The organism is Micromonospora sp. NPDC050784, assembly GCF_044456765.1.
GTDB lineage: Bacteria > Actinomycetota > Actinomycetes > Mycobacteriales > Micromonosporaceae > Micromonospora > Micromonospora foliorum.
Map to the genome: position 1 here is coordinate 20941 of NZ_JBITGG010000022.1, position 20530 is coordinate 41470.

Here is a 20530-nt window from a genome sequence, read left to right on the forward strand (position 1 = left end):
GGCCCGGGTAAGGTGCCTCAACCCGACGTGAACGGCTAGGAAAGCGAGACGCAGGTGCTGCGCGAAGCGACGGCGGACGACGTTCATCTGATGTTGTCCTGGCGTAATCAGGAAACCAATCGACAGGTCAGCAAGACCAGTCACGAGATCACCGCCGAGGAACACGCCCGGTGGTGGTCGGCGGTCCGCGACGACCCGTCCCGGCGGGTTCTGGTGTACGTCCGCGACGAGGTGCCCTGCGGGGTGGTCACCTTCTTCGACCTGCGATTGGATGGCCCCCGCACCGGCGCGTGGGGCTTCTATCTGGACGCCGACGGGCTGGACGGACGGGGCGAGACCCTGCCCGCCTGGCTGGGGGTCATGCGGGAGGCCGTCGAGTACGCCTTCGACGGGCTGCACCTGGACCGGCTCGACGGCGAGGTGCTCGGCCACAATACCGTCGTACGGCAGATGAACCGACGTTTCCGATTCGTCGAGGGCACCCCGCGACAGGAGCTGTCCGACGGCCGGGAAATCACCGTCATCCCGATTTCCCTGGCTCGGGCGGACCGCCGCCAGCGCTGATTGTCGGACACTTTCCCGTAATGGACCGGAACCATTAACCGACCGTGCTCCCGGTGGACATCCGCCGTTCACGAATAGCGGTGCCCACCGGGGCGTGGCGGTTCAGGCCCGCCGCCAGGCCGCCCAGTGCTGCTCCGGGTTGCCGCCGAGTCGGACGAAGCCGTACGCGGTGCCGTCCCAGTCGTCGGCCTGCCCGGGTGCCCAGCGGGCGAACACCACCTGCGCCGCCGCCGGCGGCTGCTTGACGCCGAACCACCGCACGTCGGTCCAGGTCACCTGGTGGCTGAGGTTGAACCGGAGGACGTAGTGCACGCCGGTCGAGGCCCAGACCCGCTCGCCGGGGCGTACGCCGACGTCCGCCACCCGGGGCGTCGGCGCGGTGCTCGCCGCGGTCGGTCGCACGATCCGTTGGTCGATCACCTGCATCGTGACGAGGTTGACCACGACGAGGGCGCCGAGGATCGGCAGCCGCAGGCGGGGCACCCGGACCGTGGCGACGAGCAGCACGCAGCCGGCGATGCCGACCAGGGACCCGACCACCGGTCGCAGCTCCCGCAGGCCACCGGTCAACGCCACCAGGTCCGGCGCGCTGAAACCGCCGTAGCGCAGCTCGTGGCCCTGGCTGGCCACGTACGCGAGTCGGGCGGCGACCAGCGCGCCGCCGCCGACCAGCAGCGCCACCGCGACGGCCACCCGGCGCAGCACCACCCGCCACTCGGTGGTGAACAACACCCCCAGCCCGACCAGCAGCCAGAACGGCGCCAGCATCTGCACGTAGCGGCCGTAGATCGCGTCCAGCGGCTTGCCGGTGATGCCGGACAGGATCACCGACGCGCCGCCGGCCACCCCGACGGTCACCACCAGCGCCACGCCCATCGTCCAGCGGACCGCGTCGCCGTGCCGTGGACGCCACAGCTCGCGCACGGCGCCGGCCCAGGCCACCCCGGCCAACCCGAACGTGATCACCACGAGGTACCAGAGCTGGGTGGTGACCGCCGCACCGACCCGGACCACACCCCGGGCGGAGGCGATCGCCTCGAACGTGCCGCCGTCCGGGGTGCTGCCGAGCAGGTAGACCTTGCCGCCGAGGTAGCGGATGGCGGCCGCGTTGACGAGCGCCATGGCGAGCACCGGCAGCAGCGCCGCGAGCACCACGGGCGGGCTGATCCGACGGCGGACGAACAGCAGCAGAACCAGCCCGGCGTGCACGGCCACGATCACCAGCCCGCGGGAGTGCAGCAGGTGGAACCCACCCACCAGCAGGCCGACGGTGGCGGCCGCGAGCGGGCCGGGCCGGGCGATCCAGCGGTGCACGGCGAGCAGCCAGGCGACCACGAGCGGCGCCATCACCGCGTCGATCATGGCGACACCCGCGTAGAAGGCGGTGGCCGGCAGGGTCGCCGCCACGACCGCGCCGAGCAGCGCGTACGAGCGGCGCAGCTGGAACACCCGGCGACCGAAGAGGTACGCCAGCGGCAGCAGCGCCGAGTTCACCATCGCGTTGATCAGCTGGACGATCCGGTAGCTGTCGGTGAAGTCCCGGTCCCCGAGGAACGCCGGCGAGATCAGCATCGGGTAGCCGACCCGGCGCAGCAGGTCGTTCTCGCTGCTGAAGCCCCCCGGGCCGCCGGCCAGCGCGCGGGCGGTGTTCAGGTAGCTGTCCTCGTCGGTGTGCGCGATCGGCAGCACGATGTGCCGGGACCACCACATCCGCCAGGCCACGCTGAGCACCCAACCGACGACCAGCAGCAGCGGCACCAGCCAACGCCGGGCGGGCGGGTCACTCGGCGTCTCGGCCACCGCCACCGGCCGTTCGATCACGTCACTACCGGGTGCCATCAACGCCTCCAGAATTGCCGGCCGGACCGGGCCCGCGCCGATCCGACGGGCTCGTCGGCCGGCGTCGGTGACGCCCGGGTGGCCCGCTCGCGCCGAGCTGGTGTGGATGTCAGGTGAACGCGGAACTCGGCTGCGCGCAGGGCCGCCGGTCGTTCGCGCGGTCACTGTAACGGCCCGATCCGGCCAGGTCAGCCCACATCCCGGACGGTCGGAAGTGTTCGCCTACGCGGTGTCCGGCATTCACGGGAGCAGGGGTTGCGGTTCACCCGCGAGCGCCGGGGAGTTAACCCGCCATGGCTAGCGTGTCACCCCGGTCGGCCGGCCCAGGGCCGCTCGTTCATCCACGAACACGGGAGCACCACATTGAGTGAGTTGAATGGATCGTCCATTCTGATCACCGGGGGAACTGGTTCCTTCGGCAGGACGTTCCTCCGGCACATCCTCAACGAGGCCGACCCCGCCCGCGTGGTGGTGTTCTCCCGCGACGAGCTCAAGCAGTACGAGCTGCGCCAGCAACTCGGCGACGACCCGCGGCTGCGCTGGTTCATCGGCGACATCCGGGACCGGCACCGCCTCACCCGGGCGATGCACGGCGTGGACCACGTGGTGCACGCCGCCGCGCTGAAGCAGGTGGACACCGCGGAGTACAACCCGTCGGAGTACATCGCCACCAACATCACCGGCTCGCAGCACGTCGTCGACGCGGCGATCGAGGCCGGCGTCAAGAAGGTCATCGCGCTCTCCACGGACAAGGCGTCCAGCCCGATCAACCTGTACGGCGCGACGAAGCTGGTCGGCGACAAGCTGTTCGTCTCGGCCAACCACTACGCCGCCCAGCACCCCACCCGCTTCGCCGTGGTGCGCTACGGCAACGTGGTGGGCAGCCGCGGCTCGGTCGTCCCGCTGTTCCGCCGGCTGGCCGCCGAGGGCAAGAGCCTGCCGATCACCGACAAGCGGATGACCCGCTTCTGGATCACCCTCGACCAGGCCGTGCAATTCGTCATGGACTCGTTCGACCAGATGCAGGGCGGCGAGCTGTTCGTGCCGCGTATCCCGAGCATGCGCATCCTCGACCTGGTCGAGGCGGTGGCCCCGGACGCCACCACGCACGAGATCGGGATCCGGCCGGGCGAGAAGCTGCACGAGGAGATGATCGCGCCCGACGACAGCCGGCGGACGCTGCGCGCCGACGGCCGATTCATCGTCCAGCCGACCATCGCCACCTGGGGCTACCAGGCTCCGGTGGGCTGCGACCCGGTGCCGGACGGCTTCGCCTACCAGTCGGACACCAACGACGAGTGGCTCACCGTCGAGCAGTTGCGCGACATGCTCGGCATCAACGGATGACGGGGATGCTCCCGTACGGCCGGCAGTCGATCAACGAGGACGACATCGCGGCCGTCGCCGACGTCCTGCGCGGCGACTGGCTCACCACCGGTCCCCAGGTCGACGCCTTCGAGGCCGACCTCGCCCGGTGGACCGGCGGAGTCGGTGTCGCCGCCGTCTCCAACGGCACCGCCGCGCTGCACGTGGCGTACGCGGCGGCCGGGGTGGGACCGGGCGACGAGGTGGTCGTCCCGCCGATGACGTTCGTGGCGACCGCCAGCAGCGCGGTCGCCCTCGGCGCGAAGATCGTGTTCGCCGACGTCGACGACGAGACGTTCTGCCTCGACCCGGCGGCGGCCGCCGCCGCGGTCACCTCGCGGACGAAGGTCGTCGCCGCGGTCGACTACGCCGGCCACCCCGCCGACTACGACGCGCTGCGCAAGTCGGTCGAGGGCAGCGACGCGCTGCTCCTCGCCGACGCGGCGCACTCGATCGGCGGGACGTACCACGGCCGGCCGGTCGGTTCGCTCGCCGACCTGACCACGTTCTCGTTCTTCCCCACGAAGAACCTGACCACCGCCGAGGGTGGCGGCGTCGCGGCGCTGGACCCGGAGATCCTGAAGCGTGCCCGCCGGTTCCGTGGCGTCGGCGTGGTCCGCGACCGCGACGAGCTGCGGTTTCCGGACGAGGGTGGCTGGCACCAGGAGGTGCACGAGTTCGGGCTGAACTACCGGCTGCCCGACGTGCTCTGCGCCCTGGGCCGCAGCCAACTGCGTCGACTCGGCGAGTTCACGGCCCGCCGCAGTGCCCTGGTCGCCCGCTACGACGAGGCGCTGGCCGACCTGGACGGCGTACTGCTGCCGACCCGCAAGTCGTGGGCCGACCCGGCCTGGCACCTCTACCCGATCCGGGTGCTCGACGGTCGTCGCCGCGAGGTGTACGACCGGATGCGCGCCGCCGGCATCGGGGTCCAGGTCAACTACATCCCGGTGCACTGGCACCCGGCCTTCGCCGACCTGGGGTACCGGCGCGGGTCCTGCCCGGTGGCCGAGTCGTTCTACTCCCAACAGCTGTCGCTGCCGCTCTACCCGGGGCTCAGCGACGCCGACCAGGACCGCGTCATCGACGCGCTGACCGCCGCGCTGCGGGTCGGCTCGGTGCGTCCCGCCGCCTGATGGGAACCTGATGCACCACGCCAACCACTTCTACGGCCACGCGCACGTGCTGGCCCGCTACGCCGGCCTCGGTGACCGGCACCCACCACGGATCAACGGGTACGTGCAGCACGGCTGGAACATCGGTGACGGCCTGGCCCCCGGGCACCCGTACGCCGAGCGCACCCCCAGCCTGCTCTGGTCCGAGCAGACCCGCCGCCGGGCCTGGTCGGTGGGGCGACGCAACGTCGTCGTCATCGGCGCGCCGTTCAGCTACCTGCTGGCCATGCGACCCGAGGAACCACCGGCCGAGGAGCGGGAGGGCACCATCTGGTACCCGTTCCACGGCTGGGAGGGGCAACACGTCAAGGGCGACCACCGCAAACTGATCGCCCTCATCCAGGACACCGAGCCCGGCCCGGTCACCGTCTGCCTCTACTGGCACGAGTACCGGATGCGCAACGTGCGCCGGCTCTACGAGCGCGCCGGGTTCCGGGTGATCTGCCACGGCTACCGGGGACACTGGTGGAAGGACACCGACCCGGAGTTCCTCGACCGGCAGCTCACCGAGCTGCGGCGTCACCGCCGGGTAGCATCCAATCGACTGACCAGCGCGATCTTCTACGGCATCGCGGCGGGGTGCGAGCCGGCGGTCTACGGCGACCCGATGATCCTGTCCAACGAGGACCCGACCTTCGGCGGCACCGCCCGGATCCGGCGGCAGTGGCCGCAACTGCACGGCACCACGGTCGACCTGCCCACCGCGGTCGAGATCGCCCGCGCCGAGCTGGGTACCGACCACCGCTGCACGCCGGCTGAGCTCCGCGAGCTGCTCGGCTGGGCGAACCTCCAGGAGGAAGAGGAAGACCGTGACGACTGAGACGGCACCCGCCGACCGGATCACCCTGCCGGGCGGCGAGATGCTGGCCTGGTCGGACCTGCCGCAGGAACGGCTGGCCGACGGTGGGCCGCTCGCCGCGCTGGCCGCCCGGCTGGTGCCGTCCGGCGCCCGGGTCCTGCTGGCCGGTCCACACGACCCGGCGCTGCTCGACCAGCTCGCCCACGCCGAGGTGACCTGTCTGCTGCGCAGCCACCCGGACGCGGTGGCGCTGGCGCCCCGGGCCGCCCGCGTGGTGGTGGGTGGCCCAGCCGGGCTGCCCGACGACGAGACGTACGACGTGGTGATCGCGGCCGCCGGGCTGGACCCGGTGGAGTCGGTGGAGGGCAGCCGGCTCGGCTGGAACGGCGTGCTGGCACGACTCGTCGCCGCGGTGCGACCGGGTGGCGCGTTGCTGCTGCGCCTGGACAACCCGCTGGGCCTGCACCGGCTGGTCGACACCACCCCCTGGTACGCCAGCCGGGAGGACTCCGCCTGGGTGATCGGCGGCGTGCTGGACCGCGCCCACCCGGCCAACCGGGACCAGCTGCGCGAGCGGCTCGACGTGGCGGGGCTGCGGCCGGCCGCGTGCTGGGCCGCGTACCCCGGTGTCAACACCCCGACGGCGCTGCTGGACGCCGACCACCTCGACCGGGACGCGGGCTCCGGCCTGTTCGACGCGGTGCTGCACGGCGCCTGCGCCGGGGGTTTCACCAGCGCCACCGTGCTCCAGGACCCGGCCCGGCTGGCGGTCGACGCGCTGCACGCCGGGCGCGCCGCCGACCTCGCACCGGGCTGGCTGACGCTCGCCCACCGGCCCGCCGACCCCACGGACCCGGCCACGCCGACCGCCGACCCGGACCTGCCTGTGGCGCTCGTGCAGACCGGTCGCCCAGGGATCGGCGTGCTGGAGGTACTGCACGGCCCGTCCGGCTGGCGCTGGGGGCTCACCCCCGCCGCCGAGGCGACGACGCCGGCCGGCGCCCCGTTCGCCAGCCGCGAGGCCGCGTACCGGGACGCGGAGGCGCTGTCCGGGCCGGTGCCGTCCGGCCGGCTGCTGCGTACCCTGCTGCTCGACGCGGCCCTGCGCCGCGACCTGGCCACCCTGCGCGCGCTGCTGCACGGGTACGCCGGCTGGCTCGCCGACCAGGCCGACACCGACGGCCGGGTCGCCGGCGCGGCGGCGCTGGCCGGCACCGACAACGTGGTGGTCGACGGCGAGCGGTACGCGGTGCTCGACCCCAGCTGGCGGGCCACCGGCACGCTGCCCGCCGACGTGGTGCTCGCCCGCGGGCTGTGGCGCTTCGCCGCGGGCCTGCTCACCGGCGGGTACGCCCACCCGTGGTCGTCCACCCTCGACGTCGCCGGCCTGACCGTGGTGCTCGGCGGACTCGCCGGCCACAACCTCGACCGCGCGACCGTCAGCGAGGCGGTCGAGGCCGAGGCGGCCATCGCCGCCGCGCTGCACGGGCTGGACGCCGGCGGCAGGGTCGACCTCGCCGCCGAACTGCACGCCGTCGCGCCGACCGACCCGCCGGTCGGCGGGCACAGCTACCAGCAACTACGCGAGGCGTGGCTGCGCCAACGCGAGGAACTCACCCGACTGGCCGCGCTGACCGCGTGGACCGAGGAGCTGCTCACCTCGCGGGAACGGGCGCTACGCCGGGCCGAGACCACGATCGGCCTGCTCAGCGGGTCGATCAGCTACCGGGTGGGCCGGCTCGCCATCACCCCGGCCCGACTGGCCAAGCGGGGCGCCCGCGCCGCCAAACGCCGGGCCACCGCGGTGCTCGCCCCCAAGCAGGAGGAACAGCAGTGACCGCCGTACCGACGCCCGGGGTGTCCGTAGCCGACGTCGGGCCACGGATCGTCGGCATCGTGCAGGCGCGCATGGGTTCGTCCCGGCTGCCCGGCAAGGTGCTCCGCCCGCTCGCCGGACGTTCCGTACTCGGCCGGGTCGTACGCGCCGCCCGCGACAGCGGCGTCCTGGCCGACCTGGTGGTCGCCACCAGCACCGACACGGTCGACGACGCGGTGGTCGCCGAGTGCGCGCGGCTGGACGTGCCCTGCCACCGCGGACCGGTCGACGACGTGCTGGACCGGTTCGTGGGCGCCCTCGCGGCGCACCCGGGGGACGCCGTCATGCGGTTCACCGCCGACTGCCCGCTGCTCGACCCGGAGATCATCACCCTGGTCGCGTCGGTGTACCGGGCGGCTCCCGGGCTGGACTACGCGAGCACGTCGATCGCCCGGACCCTGCCCCGGGGGCTGGACGTCGAGATCATCCGAGCGGAGACGCTGCGCACCCTGGGCCGGCTCGCCACCGACCACCACCGGGTGCACGTCACCTCGTACGCGTACACCCACCCGGAGCTGTTCCGGGTGCTCGGGGTGACGCTCACCCCGGACCGCTCCGCGCTGCGGCTGACCCTCGACACCGAGCAGGACTGGGCGGTGGTCAGCGCGATCATCGACCACTTCGGTGACGTCAGCGTGCCGCTGGCCAAACTCGCCGACTGGCTCGACGGTCAGCCCCGGCTGCGCGCGCTCAACGCCGACGTACGACAGAAGCAGCTGGAGGAGTCCTGAGCGCCCTGAGGGTCGGGTTGCGCTGCGACGCCGGGCCACGGCGCGGCGTCGGCCACCTCGTCCGCTGCCTGGCGCTCGCCGAGGAGTTCCTCGCCCGGGGCGCCGACGTCACCGTCTTCGGCACCGTCGAACGGCTCGACTGGGCCACCGCGGAGCTGGCCGCGCGGGGCATCCCGCTGCTGCCCGGCCCGGACTCGGCGGCCGAACTGGTCGAAGCGGCCCGCCGACACGCCCTGGACGTGCTGGTCCTCGACTCCTACGAACTGGACCCCGCCGGGGCGGGCGCCCTGCGGGCCGCCGGCGTGTACACCCTCGCCATCATCGACGGCGACAGCCGGGGCCAGGTCGCGGACCTCTACCTCGACCAGAACTTCGGGGCAGAGCTGCCCGGGCTGGCCGAGGCAGCGGAGCTGCCCGGACTTGCTGGGGCAGCGGAGCTGCCGGGGCAGGGTGCCGGGGCGGAGCTGCCCGGGCTGGTCGAGGCAGCGACGCTACCGGGGCAGGGTGCCGGGGCGGGGTTGCCCGGGCGGCTGCTCGCCGGGAGCGGGTACGCCCTGCTGCGCGACACCGTGATCAACGCCCGGCCGCCGGTCGTCCCGCCCGCCACGGCGGTCAGCCGCCCCCGGGTGCTGGCCTTCTTCGGCGGCACCGACGCGGTCGGCGCCGCCCCGGTCCTGACCCGGGTGCTGGTGGCCACCGGTCACCCGATGGACCTCACGGTCATCGTCGGGCGACCCGAGATCGAGGCGGAAGTCGAAGACGTCACCCCCGGCCGGGGGCAGATCATCCGACCGGTCCCGCCCACCACCTCGCTACCGGCGCTGATCGCCGAAGCGGACCTGGTGGTCAGCGCCGCCGGCACGTCAACCTGGGAACTCTGCTGCCTCGGCGCACCCAGCGCACTGGTCTGCGTGGTCGACAACCAACGTGAGTCGTACACCCGGGTGGTGCGGCACGGCCTGGTCGCCGGCCTCGGCGAGCTGCCGGAGCTGACCGCCGGCGGCGTCGCCGGCCGAGCCGCCCGCGCGACGGCGGCGCGGACCCTGCACGGGCTGCTCAGCTCCCCCCAGCGGCGCGCCGCGCTCGGCGCACGCGCCTGGTCCACCGTCGACGGGCGGGGCCGAGCGCGGGTCGTGGACGCGGTGTTCGACGCCGTACGCCCGGCCGCCGTCACCGGCTGACCGCAACAGCTCAAGGTCACGCTCGATCCTGGAAGTAGTCCCCTCGAACCGCGCGGGAGACCACTGCATCCAGGATCGAGCACGATCTTCCCGGGTAGCAGAGGACCGGCACGGTTCACCGCTAGCACGGGTGTACGAAAGTGCTGCTAGGGTGGCTGCATGACGCCTGCCGCCTACCAGCCGTCGATGCTCGACCTGGCCGACGCCGGGCCGGCCCTGGGGCCGCTGCCCGGCCAGATCCGCCGGCACCAGCTCAGCCGGGGCGCCTGGGTCGACCACCTCCCCGGCTGGGTGCGCGGCTCCGACACGGTCCTCGACACCCTGCTCACCGAGGTGCCCTGGCGTGCCGAACGGCGCAGCATGTACGACGCCGAGGTCGACGTGCCCCGCCTGCTCTGCTGGTACGACGGCGCTAGGCAACTCCCCCACCCCGTGCTCACCGCCGCGCGGGCCGCGCTGACCGAGCACTACGCGCCCGAGTTGGGCGAGCCCTTCGTCACCGCCGGCATGTGCCTCTACCGCTCCGGGCGCGACAGCGTGGCCTGGCACGGCGACACCATCGGCCGCTCGGCGCACACCGACACGATCGTCGCGATCGTCTCCTTCGGAGCACCCCGACCACTGCTGCTACGCCCACGCGGCGGCGGCGAGAGCCTGCGCTTCCCGGTGGGCCACGGCGACCTGATCGTGATGGGCGGCTCCTGCCAACGCACCTGGGAACACGCCATCCCCAAGACCACCCGCCCGGTGGGCCCCCGGGTGAGCGTCCAGTTCCGCCCCCACAACGTCGCCTAACCCAAACCCCACCTCGCCCTCGCCCCGCGCGCCCTCGCCCCGCCCGCCCCGCGCGCCCGCCCCGCGAGCCCCGGCCCCGCGTCCCCGCCGATCTTGCACTTTCGGACGCCTATATGCCCCTTTTGAGGCGCATTCTCCGTGCAGGAAGTGCAAGATCGGCGGGGCGGGGGCGGGGCGCGGCGAGGCCGGGCGGGGCGAGGCCGGGCGGGGCGGGGGCGGGGCGCGGGCTAGAGGAGGCCGGCTAGTTTGTAGAGGACCAGGGAGCCGGCTACCGCGACGTTCAGGCTGTGGCCATGGCCGACCATGGGGATCTCCACCGCCGCGTCCAGCTGGTCGAGCGCCTCTGGTGGAATGCCGGTCGCCTCGTGTCCCAGGAGCACCACGGTGCGGCCCCGAGCGGCAGGCAGATCACCGAGCCGGACGGCCTCGTCGGCCAACTCCACCCCGAGGATCCGCGTGCCGGCCGCCCGTTCGGCGGCCAGCCAGCCCAACGGACTGCCGACCCGGTGGATGCAGCCCGGCCGGCGCAACGTGTTGCCCCGGGCCACCGCCTCATCCACCCAGCGGAACGGAGGCACGGCGAGGCAGGCACCGACCGCGTCGCACGTACGCAACAGGGTGCCCAGGTTCGCGCCGTGCATCGGCCAGAGTGGGGCGGCGACAAGGTGACCCCAACAGCGGTGTGGACGGGGACGGCGGGCGGCGCGCAGCTCACGCCTCGGCCGGACCCGGATGGCGGCGCTCACGCCGCGCCGGCGACTCCGCCGGACAGAGAAGAAATCATGTTGAGGGGTGCTTAGCGGCGCACCCAGACCCTCACCGACAACAGAGGGCCCCACCATACCGCGCCGACGGACGCTCCACTCCCCATGATCGTGCTCGATCCAGGATCGAGTGGCATCCCTGCGTCGATGAAACCACTATCTCCAGGATCGAGCACGATCATGCGGCGGCCCGGCCGACAAGATCCGCACTACTTCAGGGAAAGTGCTGCCTGCGGCATTCCGGAAGCAGCAACTTCCCCGAAGTTGTGCGGATCTTGAGACCGGGCACCCCGAGCGCGCACGCCGGGCACCCCGAGCGCGCACGCCGGGCACGCCCGGGCGCACGTCGCGACAACGCGGCGGGGTTAGTCGCGTTCGATCAGGTGGCCTACGACCGTTGGGCCGAGCATCACCGCGAAGCCGCTGCCGTCGCGGCGGGGGTCCGCCGCGGGCAACTCCACCGGGTCGCCGGTGGCGGTCGCGCCGACCGGTCGCGGGCCCACCCAGGCAACGGCCACGTCCGTCTCACCCTTGAGGAAGCGGTGCGCGCGCACGCCGCCGGTCGCCCGGCCCTTCGCCGGGTACGCCTTGAACGGCGTCACCTTGACCGTCGCGCCGGTGGAGGTCACCACCATCGGCTCGCCATGCCCCGGGTCGTCGGTGCGCACCGCACCGAAGAACGCCACCCGCGCCCCGGCCGGCAGGTTGATGCCGGCCATACCGCCGCCCTTGAGGCCCTGCGGCCGGACCAACCCGGCGGGGAAGCGCAACAGCGACGCCTCCGAGGTGACGAAGGTCAGCGTCTCGGTGCCGTCGGTCAGCCAGGTCGCCCCGACGACCTCGTCACCGTCGCGCAGACCGATCACCTCGAACTCGTCGGAACGCACCGGCCACTCCGGCACGCAGATCTTCACCGCGCCCAGTCGGGTGCCCAACGCCAACCCTGGTGAGCCCTCCGCCTGCCCGCCGAGCGGGGCCAGGCCGACGACGGTCTCCCCCGCCGCCAACGGCACCAACTCGGCCGCGGACATCCCGCCCCGCAGTGACACCGTGCCCGCCTGCTCGGGTAGCACCGGCAGCGGCAGGACATCGACCTTGAACGCCCGGCCGGCGCTGGTCAACAGCAGCACCCGACCACGGGCGGTGGAGTGCACGATCGCGCGTACCGTGTCGTGCTTGACCCGGCCGTTGCGTCGGCGCCCCTCGGAGCTCTCTTCCGACTCGGCCGCGGTCCGGGCGACCAGCCCGGTCGCGGAGAGGATCACCTGGCACGGGTCGTCGGCGACTTCGAGGGGGCCGGCCGGCGCGGAGGCGGCCAGCACCTCCTTCAGGTCACCGTCGACAAGCGTCGTACGACGTTCCGTGCCGAACTGCTTGACCACGGCCGCCAGCTCGTCGGAGACCACCTTCTTGAGCACCCGCTCGTCGTCGAGGATCTTGCTCAGCTCTGCGATCTCGGCGCGCAGCCGTTCCTGCTCGGCCTCCAGCTCGATGCGGTCGAACTTGGTCAGCCGGCGCAACGGAGTGTCCAGGATGTACGTGGCCTGGATGTCGGAGAGGCCGAACCGGCTCATCAGCCCGTCCTTCGCGGCCTGCGCGTCGTCGCTGCCCCGGATCAGCCGGACCACCTCGTCGATGTCCAGCAGCGCGATCAGCAGACCGTCGACCAGGTGCAGCCGCTCCTGACGCTTGCGCCGGCGGTACGAGGTGCGCCGGGTGACCACCTCGTAGCGGTGGGCCAGGAAGACCTCCAGCAGCGCCTTGAGGCCCAGCGTGCGCGGCTGCCCGTCGACCAGGACGAGATTGTTGACACCGAACGACTGCTCCAGCGGGGTCAGCCGGTAGAGGTCGGCGAGCAGCGCCTGCGGGTTGACGCCGACCTTGCACTCGACGACGAGCCGGGTGCCGCTCTCCCGGTCGGTGAGGTCCTTGACGTCGGCGATGCCGGTCAGCCGCTTGGTCTTGGTGACCTCGTTGGTGATCGCGGCGATGACCTTCTCCGCGCCGACGCCGTAGGGCAGCTCGACCACTGTGATCGCCTGACGACCCCGGCTGCCCTCGATCGGGCCGATCTCCACCTTGCCGCGCATGCGCACCACGCCACGCCCGGTCTCGTACGCCCGGCGCACCTCGTCCAGGCCGAGCAGCACCCCACCGGTGGGCAGGTCGGGGCCGGGGACGAACTCCATGAGTTTGTCCAGAGTGGCGTCCGGGTGGTTGATCAGCCAGCGGGCCGCGGAGACGACCTCCGCCAGGTTGTGCGGGATCATGTTGGTGGCCATGCCGACCGCGATCCCGGAGGCGCCGTTGACCAGCAGGTTGGGGAACGCGGCCGGCAGCACGGTCGGCTGGGTCAGCGACCCGTCGTAGTTGGGCTCGACATCGACGGTGTCCTCGCCCAGCTCACCGACGAGCAGCATCGCCTCCCGGGACATCCGGGCCTCGGTGTAGCGCGAGGCGGCCGGGCCGTCGTCGGGGCTGCCGAAGTTGCCGTGCCCGTCGATGAGCGGCACGTTGAGGGAGAAGTCCTGAGCGAGGCGGACCATGGCGTCGTAGATCGCGGTGTCGCCGTGCGGATGGTACTTTCCCATCGTATCCCCGACAATTCGGGCAGACTTTACATGCCCACGGTCGGGGCGGTAGCCCTGCTCGTACATCGACCAGAGGATGCGCCGGTGCACGGGCTTGAGGCCGTCGCGGGCGTCGGGCAGGGCACGGGAGTGGATGACCGAGAACGCGTACTCCAGGTAGGAGTCGGAGACCTCGGTGACCAGCGGGTTGTCGAAGACCCGCGCGCCGGCCTGGTCGAACGAGGAGAGGTCGACCTTGTTTTCCTTACGGCGTGCCATGACTCAGCTCTCCACTGGAACGGAACGGACGCTGCACCGAACTCGCTCGCTCATGCGTCGATCGCATCCCGGTCGACCCGGTCGGCCGAGTCGATGAGCCAGTTGCGGCGCGGCTCGACCTTCTCGCCCATCAGCAGTTCGAGGATGCGTTCGGCGGCGTCGACGTCGTCGAGGGTGATCCGGCGGACGGCGCGGGTGGCCGGGTTCATCGTGGTGTCCCACAACTCGTCGGCGTCCATCTCACCGAGACCCTTGAACCGTGGGATGGGCGTGACGATCTGCTTGCCGGCCTTCTCCAACTTGCGGACCGTCGTCTCCATCTCGGCCTGGGTGTAGGTGTAGACGGTCTGCGGGTTGCGCCCCTTGGTCGTGATCTTGTGCAGGGGCGGCATCGCGGCGTAGAGCCGACCGGCCTCGATCAGCGGACGCATGTACCGGGCGAACAGGGTGATCAGCAGCGTACGGATGTGGGCGCCGTCCACGTCGGCGTCGGCCATGATCAGGACGCGGCCGTAGCGCAGCGCGGCGAGGTCGAAGGTACGCCCCGAGCCGGCGCCGAGGACCTGCACGATGGCCGCGCACTCGGCATTGTCCAGAACCTGCTGGAGGTTGGCCTTCTGCACGTTGAGGATCTTGCCCCGGATCGGCAGCAGCGCCTGGTATTCCGAGGAACGGGCCATCCGGCTCGTCCCCAGTGCGCTGTCACCCTCGACGATGAACAGCTCGCTGCGGTCGATGCCGGTGGCCCGGCAGTCGACAAGCTTCGGCGGCATGGACGCGCCCTCCAGGGCGGTCTTGCGCCGGGCGGCGTCCTTCTGTTGCTTCTGGGTGAGTCGCACCCGGGCGGCGTCGACGATCTTCTGCAGGACGGTGCGCGCCTCGGCCTTGGTGCGCCGGTCCTCCAGCCAGGCCTTGATGTGCGCGTCGACCAGGGACTGCAGAACCTTGGTGATGCCGGTGGTGGAGAGCTCGTCCTTGGTCTGCGAGGTGAACTGCGGCTCGGGGATCCGCACGTGCACCACCGCGGTCATCCCCTCCAGGACGTCGTCCAGGGTGGGCGGCTCCTCCTTGGCCTTGAGCAGACCGCGGGTGTTGCGGATCGCGTCGGCGAGCGAGCGGACGAGGGCCCGCTCGAAGCCCTTGCGGTGGGTGCCGCCGTGCGCGTTGCGGATGGTGTTGGTGAAGCACTCGACGGTGCGCTCGTAGCCGGTGCCCCACCGGAAAGCCACCTCGACCTCGGCGCGCCGCTGCACGTTGGACTGCATGACGCCGTTGGCGTCGGCGGCGTTCTCCCGGTAGGTGCCCTCGCCGTTGACCAGCAGGGTGCCGGAGACCGGCCGGTCGCCGGCCGGGGCGAGGAACTCCACCATGTCGCTGAGCCCGTTGGGGTAGTGGAACCGCTCCTCGACGGGCGCCTCGCCGGTCAGGTCGCGAAGCAGGTAGGTCACGCCCGGGACCAGGAACGCGGTGTTGCGCAGCTTCATCCGGACGGCGTCGACGTCGAGCGCCGCGCCGGTCTCGAAGTAGCGGGCGTCGTGCCACCACCGGATCGAGGTGCCGGTGCGTTGGCCGCGCTTCATGGCGCCGATCACCTGGAGCCCGGGGCCGGCGGTGAAGGGGGCGTCCGGCCCGTCGCCGTCGAAGATGCCCGGGACGCCGTGCCGGAACGACATCGCGTGGGTCTTGCCGGCCCGGCGGACGGTCACGTCGAAGCGGCGGGACAGCGCGTTGACCGCCGACGCGCCGACGCCGTGCAGACCGCCGGAGGTCTTGTAGCCGGAACCGCCGAACTTGCCGCCGGCGTGCAGCCGGGTCAGCACCAGCTCGACACCGGAGATGCCGGACTTGGCATGCACGTCGGTGGGGATGCCCCGGCCGTCGTCGTCAACCTGCACCGAGCCGTCCGGGTGCAGGATCACCTCGACGTGGCTGGCGTGACCGGCGACACCCTCGTCGGTGGAGTTGTCGAGGATCTCGTTGACGAGGTGACCCACGCCACGGCTGTCGGTGGAACCGATGTACATGCCGGGCCGCTTGCGGACAGCGTCCAGCCCCTCAAGGTGGGTGAGGTCATCGGCCCCGTACAGGGTGTCAGGCTCTGCGGTCAACTGGTCGTACTCCCCGGTCTCGGCGGTGTGCTGCCGGTCACCGGCGACATCAGCCGGCGTGGCGCGCCGCAGCGAGCCTAGCCCGAGGCTAGGACAACTCCCGGAGGCCCCGCGCGACCCGCCGCGCGCGGCCCTCCGGACGTGAGCCAACGAACAGCCTGCGGGTGATCACGGGACCACGCAATGACACCGCCACCGGTACGCTGACCCATGATCGCGGCCGGTTTGCGCGCGGGGTGCACGCCGTCCGGGTCGAGAAGATCAGGAGGCGGTCGAGATGGACGGAACGATTCGCGACGCCCTGCGGCGCTCCCTCGGCACGTGGGCCCGACGGTGGTTGCTGGTGGGCACCCTGGCGGCAGGGGCGCTGGCGGCCGTGGCTCTGGTGGCGGCGGCTCCCGCCGACCTGACCTTCGCCGAACTCTCGGACACTGTGCAGAGCCTGATGTCGGTCGCGACCCCACTCTTCGGCATCCTGCTGGTGCGTGACCTGCGCCGGGCGCCCGTCCGCGGCCCGATTCTGCCCACCGTGCTCGCGGTGGGGCTGCCGGCGGTCGTCATCGGCGTGGTCGGTGTGCTGATCTGCGCCGCGACGCTGGCGCTCACCCCGGCCGAGGTCGCCGACGAGCCGTGGCGGTTCGCCGGGACGGTCGCGGTGGGCGGTGTGCTGGTGCAGATCGTCGCCGGCCTGGTGGGCACCGGGCTGGGCCTGTTGCTGCGCTCGGTGGTGGTGGCGTTCCTGGCCACGATCATCCTGCCGCTGGGCCTGTTCGCGCTGCTGGGCGCCGTGGACGCCCTCCGCCCGGCGCAGGCGTGGCTCACCCCGTTGGGCGGCGTGCGCAACCTGCTCTCGGGTGAGATGAGCGCGCTGCGGTGGGTGCAGTGGCTGTGCGTACTCCTGATCTGGGGTGTCGGTCTGAACGCCGTGGGCGCGGCCGTGCTGAACCGCCGCGGCGGCCCGACCGGTCGCTGACTCCCTGACTCCCTGATTCCCTGCGCCCGAGGGGCGCGGGTTGGTCGGCGACCCGGAGCGCGGGTCCAATCTCGACGCGTAGGCCGTGATGCCTACGCACGCGTGTCTTTCGTCGAACGAATCTGTTACGGGCCATTGACGCCCGTCGCACGGGGGTGATCTGATCGCGCTCTCAGAGAATCTTTCATCTTTCGATGGATGGGGGCCCCATGCCCAGGTTCCGGCGTACCGCGCTCGCCGCGGGACTAACGATCGCCATGGCCGCGTTGTCGACCGCCGTCGCGCTGCCCGCACCCGCGTCCGCCGCGTTGCCCACCGCCGCGGTGGCGCTCGGGGACAGCTTCATCAGTGGCGAGGGCGCCGGGGCGTACACCCCGGTGGTCGACGTCAACGGCGTCAGCCAGGGCTTCCCCGGTTGGACGGCGGCGAACAACAACGCCTTCTTCTGTCACCGTTCGGCGAACGCCTCGCTCAACCAGGCCAACCTGCCGGGCATCCAGAACCGGTTCAACCTGGCCTGCTCCGGTGGCCAGCCACACGACATCGCCAACGCCTCCCAGGCGCGGACCAACGGTCGTACGGTGGCCGCGCAGCTGGACCAGCTTCGTGCCGTCGCGCAGACCCAGGACATCGACCTGGTGCTTGTCGGCCTCGGCTCCAACAACAGCTCGTTCACCTTCGGCAGCGTCGCGGAGAAGTGCGCCAACCGGTTCATCGCCGACGCCTGGACGGGCTGGTGGGAGTTCTGGGCGTACCTGAACGGGCCGGTGGAGCAGAAGCCGTGCAGCGACGCCGACCTGGCCACCGCCGCGCAGCTCAGCGCCGCGACCGCGGAGACCACTGCGGCCGTACGCCAGATCCTGACCACCCTCGACCAGGTGGACGCGGACGGTCAGCACCGGGTGGTGTTCCAGGACTACACGAACCCGCTGCCGCTGGACCTGAACCAGCAGTTCCACGAGGAGGACAGCCGGGACGACACCCGGGACAAGTTCCGGGACCTGGGTGCCGAGCGGTACGCGGCCGGTTGCCCCATCCACCGGGCCAGCCTGGCGCCGGGGCACCGATTCTCCCAGGGTCTGGGCAGCATCGTGCAGTCCACCAGGGACACCCTGGCCGCCGAGTTCCCGGCCGACGACCTGGTGTACCTGAACGTGCAGCAGGCCTTCAACGGTGCCCGGCTCTGCGAGCAGACCAGCAGCCCGAGCGGCGCGCTGGCCACTCCGATCCGGCTCCAGGACGGCGCGACCGGCACCTTCGTCACCAGCCTCGCCGGCAAGGACAAGATCGCCATCCAGCGGATCGCCAACACCTGCGTCACCTACTTCCAGACCTGCCAGGAGTCGTGGCACCCGAACGCCACCGGGCACCAGGTGCTCGGCCAGTGCCTGAGCGGAGCAGCCTCCACCAGTGCCCGTTCGGTGGCCTGCGTCCGCGCCAGCAACGGGGCGATCTCGGTCTCCTGACCGCAGCGTCCTTCGGAGGGCCCCGCCACCCGGCGGGGCCTTCCGTCGCGTTCGGCGAGCGCGGCACAACCGCACACCACGGTCGTCGACCCTGCGGTCTGCTGCTACCCGCCGGTAACGTCAGGCCGTAGGCTGGGCCGGTGAACGGGGATCCGGAGTACGCGCAGGAGTTCGTCGACGTCGACGGTGGCCGGCTGGGTGTGCAGGTCTATCCGGAGCCCGCCGGGATGGCGGGCGCGCCGGTGGTCGTGATCTGGCCCGCGATGGGCGTCCGGGCCCGGTACTACCGGCCCTTCGCCGCCGCGCTGCGCGCCTCCGGGTTGGCCGTGGTCGTGGCCGACCTGCGCGGCACCGGGGCCAGCACGCCCGCGCCGAGTCGAGCGGACCGGCACGGCTACGCCGACCTGGCCGGCGACGTCGGCGCCGTCCTGGCCGCCCTCAAACCACGACTGGACGGACGCACCCGACTGCTCCTCGGGCACTCGCTCGGCGGGCAGGCCGCGCTGCTGCACCTCGCCCTGCACGGCGACGACGAGGTGGACGGGTTGGCGCTGATCGCGGTCGGCATCCCGTACTGGCGGACCTACCCGGGCCGTCGCGGCCTCGGCGTGCTGCCCTACACCCAGGGGATCGCCGCGACGGCGGCGCTGCTCAGGGTCTGGCCGGGCTGGGGCTTCGGTGGTCGGCAGGCGCGCGGCGTGATCCGCGACTGGGCGTACACCGCGAGGACCGGCCGGTTCCCCCGCCTCGACGGTACGGACACCGAGGCGGCGGTCCAGGCGGTACGGACCCCGGTGCTGGCCGTCAGTGTGGACGACGACCAGTTCACCCCGCACGAGACCATGGACCACCTCTGCGCGAAGCTCGGTGGCGCGCCGGTGACCCGGGAGCGGTACACGGTGGCGCAGGCCGGGGCCGCGTTGGACCACTTCACCTGGGTCCGCGCCAGCGACCCGCTGGCGCGGCGGATCGCCGGTTTCGCCGGCGACCTGCCGCCCCGCTGAGCCGTACTCCTCCGGTCGGCGGGGGGCGGCCGGCTACTCGTCCTGGTCCAGCGGCACCAGTTCACCGTCCCGCTCCACCTGGATCTCCGCGTGCTCCTTGCGGGGCGCGACCTCGGACGTGTTGCGGTGTGGGTCGTTGTCGGGGTGCATGAGCACCGCGTCTGTTTTGGGGGTCTTCTCCCGGCTCTCGTCCGGCTGTGACATCGCGTTTCCCTCTCGTCGGCGTCGCTCGGGATGTACCCGCCACCGGGCGAACGACTCCTGCCCGGGCGAGGTCGACCCGCCGACGGCACGGGTGTCCCCTAGCTGCCCACCAGGGCGCGGATCGGTCCACCCGGGGCGGGGTTAGCCGCCCGACCGGCGGGTAAGCCGCACCGCCCGACACGGCGGAAGGGGATCACATGTCCGAACGGCACACCGCACTGCGCTCGATGCACGATCTGGGCCTGGCGGCCTGGTTTGGCGGCTCCCTCATGGGTGCCTTCGGCGTCAACGGCGCAGCGGCGAAAATCAGCGACTCGACCCAGCGGCTCCCGGTCGCCTCGGCCGGATGGTCCAAGTGGACCCCGGTCAACGCGGCCGCGATCGGCGCCCACCTGGCCGGCGCCGTCGGCGAGCTGGTGACCGAGAGCCCACGGGTGGCGGCCCAGTCCGGCGTCGCCCGGGTCAGCGCGATCAAGACCGCGTTGACCATCGGCGCGCTGGCGGTCACCGGCTACAGCCGGTTGATCGGTATGCGGCTGGAGAAGGCCGGCGGCCCGTCGGTGAGCGGCGCCACCGAGCCGAACCACCAGACTCCGGCCAGTGTGGCCTCGTCACAGCGGCAGATGAAGCTGCTCCAGTGGGCCATTCCGGCGCTGACCGGAACCCTGGTCGTGGTCACCGCGTACATGGGTGAGCAGCAGAAGCCCGGCCAGGTGTTCCGCGGGATGCTCGGTCGCACCGGTGGGATGAAGGGTGCCTCGAAGAGCCTCATCAAGATGGCGGGAATGAGCAACGGCAAGCGGCCGATGGCGATGGCCGGACGCTGAAACGTCGGGC

Annotated in this window: 17 protein-coding genes; 12 read left to right on the top strand and 5 right to left on the bottom strand. The window is 72.1% G+C overall.

Annotated features, from left to right (window positions below):
• Positions 1-54 precede the first annotated feature (54 nt).
• The gene (locus ACIBD9_RS25905; protein ID WP_387176814.1) at positions 55-564 is read left to right on the top strand and encodes a GNAT family N-acetyltransferase; all 510 of its coding nucleotides are present in this window, start codon (positions 55-57) and stop codon (positions 562-564) included.
• 102 nt (positions 565-666) lie between these two features.
• Here ACIBD9_RS25905 and ACIBD9_RS25910 read toward each other — a convergent pair whose 3' ends face one another.
• Positions 667-2403 carry an ArnT family glycosyltransferase gene (locus ACIBD9_RS25910; protein WP_396721581.1) on the bottom strand — a complete coding sequence of 579 codons (1737 nt, stop codon included), beginning with the start codon at positions 2401-2403 and terminating at the stop codon, positions 667-669.
• A 363-nt stretch (positions 2404-2766) separates the two neighbouring features.
• Here ACIBD9_RS25910 and pseB point away from each other — a divergent pair, with 363 nt between their 5' ends.
• The 7 genes from pseB to ACIBD9_RS25945 all read left to right on the top strand — a co-directional run bounded on the left by pseB (position 2767) and on the right by ACIBD9_RS25945 (position 10325).
• Complete coding sequence (gene pseB / locus ACIBD9_RS25915; protein WP_387176811.1) at positions 2767-3750, top strand: UDP-N-acetylglucosamine 4,6-dehydratase (inverting); 984 nt, start codon at positions 2767-2769, stop codon at positions 3748-3750.
• Positions 3747-4904, top strand: a complete 1158-nt coding sequence (locus ACIBD9_RS25920; RefSeq protein WP_396721583.1) for a DegT/DnrJ/EryC1/StrS family aminotransferase — start codon at positions 3747-3749, stop codon at positions 4902-4904. The genes pseB and ACIBD9_RS25920 overlap by 4 nt, the downstream gene beginning before the upstream one ends.
• 10 nt (positions 4905-4914) lie before the next feature.
• The gene (locus ACIBD9_RS25925; protein WP_112585517.1) at positions 4915-5763 is read left to right on the top strand and encodes a hypothetical protein; all 849 of its coding nucleotides are present in this window, start codon (positions 4915-4917) and stop codon (positions 5761-5763) included.
• Positions 5753-7579, top strand: coding sequence for a class I SAM-dependent methyltransferase (locus ACIBD9_RS25930; RefSeq protein ID WP_396721585.1), 1827 nt, complete (start codon positions 5753-5755; stop codon positions 7577-7579). Before ACIBD9_RS25925 ends, ACIBD9_RS25930 begins: the two co-directional genes overlap by 11 nt.
• Before the next feature lie 20 nt (positions 7580-7599).
• Positions 7600-8349: a cytidylyltransferase domain-containing protein gene (locus tag ACIBD9_RS25935; protein WP_396721699.1), complete on the top strand. Its 750-nt coding sequence runs from the start codon at positions 7600-7602 to the stop codon at positions 8347-8349.
• Entirely contained in the window at positions 8346-9530 is a 1185-nt protein-coding gene (locus ACIBD9_RS25940) for a PseG/SpsG family protein (protein WP_396721701.1), read from the top strand. Before ACIBD9_RS25935 ends, ACIBD9_RS25940 begins: the two co-directional genes overlap by 4 nt.
• A gap of 159 nt (positions 9531-9689) precedes the next feature.
• Complete coding sequence (locus tag ACIBD9_RS25945) at positions 9690-10325, top strand: alpha-ketoglutarate-dependent dioxygenase AlkB (protein WP_396721586.1); 636 nt, start codon at positions 9690-9692, stop codon at positions 10323-10325.
• Positions 10326-10552: 227 nt separating this feature from the next.
• On the opposite strand, the gene ACIBD9_RS25950 is transcribed toward ACIBD9_RS25945, so the two are convergent.
• The 3 genes from ACIBD9_RS25950 to ACIBD9_RS25960 all read right to left on the bottom strand — a co-directional run bounded on the left by ACIBD9_RS25950 (position 10553) and on the right by ACIBD9_RS25960 (position 16046).
• A complete protein-coding gene (locus tag ACIBD9_RS25950) occupies positions 10553-11071 on the bottom strand; it encodes a TrmH family RNA methyltransferase (RefSeq protein WP_366630115.1) in 519 nt (172 codons plus the stop codon).
• A 383-nt stretch (positions 11072-11454) separates the two neighbouring features.
• On the bottom strand, positions 11455-13938 hold the full coding sequence (locus tag ACIBD9_RS25955; RefSeq protein ID WP_396721588.1) for a DNA topoisomerase (ATP-hydrolyzing) subunit A: 2484 nt from the start codon (positions 13936-13938) through the stop codon (positions 11455-11457).
• 50 nt (positions 13939-13988) lie between these two features.
• Complete coding sequence (locus ACIBD9_RS25960) at positions 13989-16046, bottom strand: type IIA DNA topoisomerase subunit B (protein ID WP_396721590.1); 2058 nt, start codon at positions 16044-16046, stop codon at positions 13989-13991.
• Between the two features lie 277 nt (positions 16047-16323).
• Between ACIBD9_RS25960 and ACIBD9_RS25965 the strand changes: the two genes are divergently transcribed.
• The 3 genes from ACIBD9_RS25965 (at position 16324) to ACIBD9_RS25975 (ending at position 19489) form a co-directional block, all read left to right on the top strand.
• Positions 16324-17019 (top strand): hypothetical protein, encoded by a 696-nt coding sequence (locus ACIBD9_RS25965; RefSeq protein WP_396721591.1) that lies wholly within the window; start codon positions 16324-16326, stop codon positions 17017-17019.
• Positions 17020-17228: 209 nt separating this feature from the next.
• Positions 17229-18485, top strand: a complete 1257-nt coding sequence (locus tag ACIBD9_RS25970; protein WP_396721592.1) for a hypothetical protein — start codon at positions 17229-17231, stop codon at positions 18483-18485.
• Positions 18486-18625: 140 nt separating this feature from the next.
• A complete protein-coding gene (locus tag ACIBD9_RS25975) occupies positions 18626-19489 on the top strand; it encodes an alpha/beta fold hydrolase (RefSeq protein WP_396721594.1) in 864 nt (287 codons plus the stop codon).
• Positions 19490-19522: 33 nt separating this feature from the next.
• Here the strand turns inward: ACIBD9_RS25975 and ACIBD9_RS25980 are convergent, their stop codons facing one another.
• Entirely contained in the window at positions 19523-19693 is a 171-nt protein-coding gene (locus ACIBD9_RS25980; RefSeq protein ID WP_238659120.1) for a hypothetical protein, read from the bottom strand.
• A gap of 197 nt (positions 19694-19890) precedes the next feature.
• On the opposite strand from ACIBD9_RS25980, the gene ACIBD9_RS25985 reads away from it, so the two are divergent.
• Entirely contained in the window at positions 19891-20520 is a 630-nt protein-coding gene (locus tag ACIBD9_RS25985; protein WP_387176678.1) for a hypothetical protein, read from the top strand.
• Positions 20521-20530 lie beyond the last annotated feature (10 nt).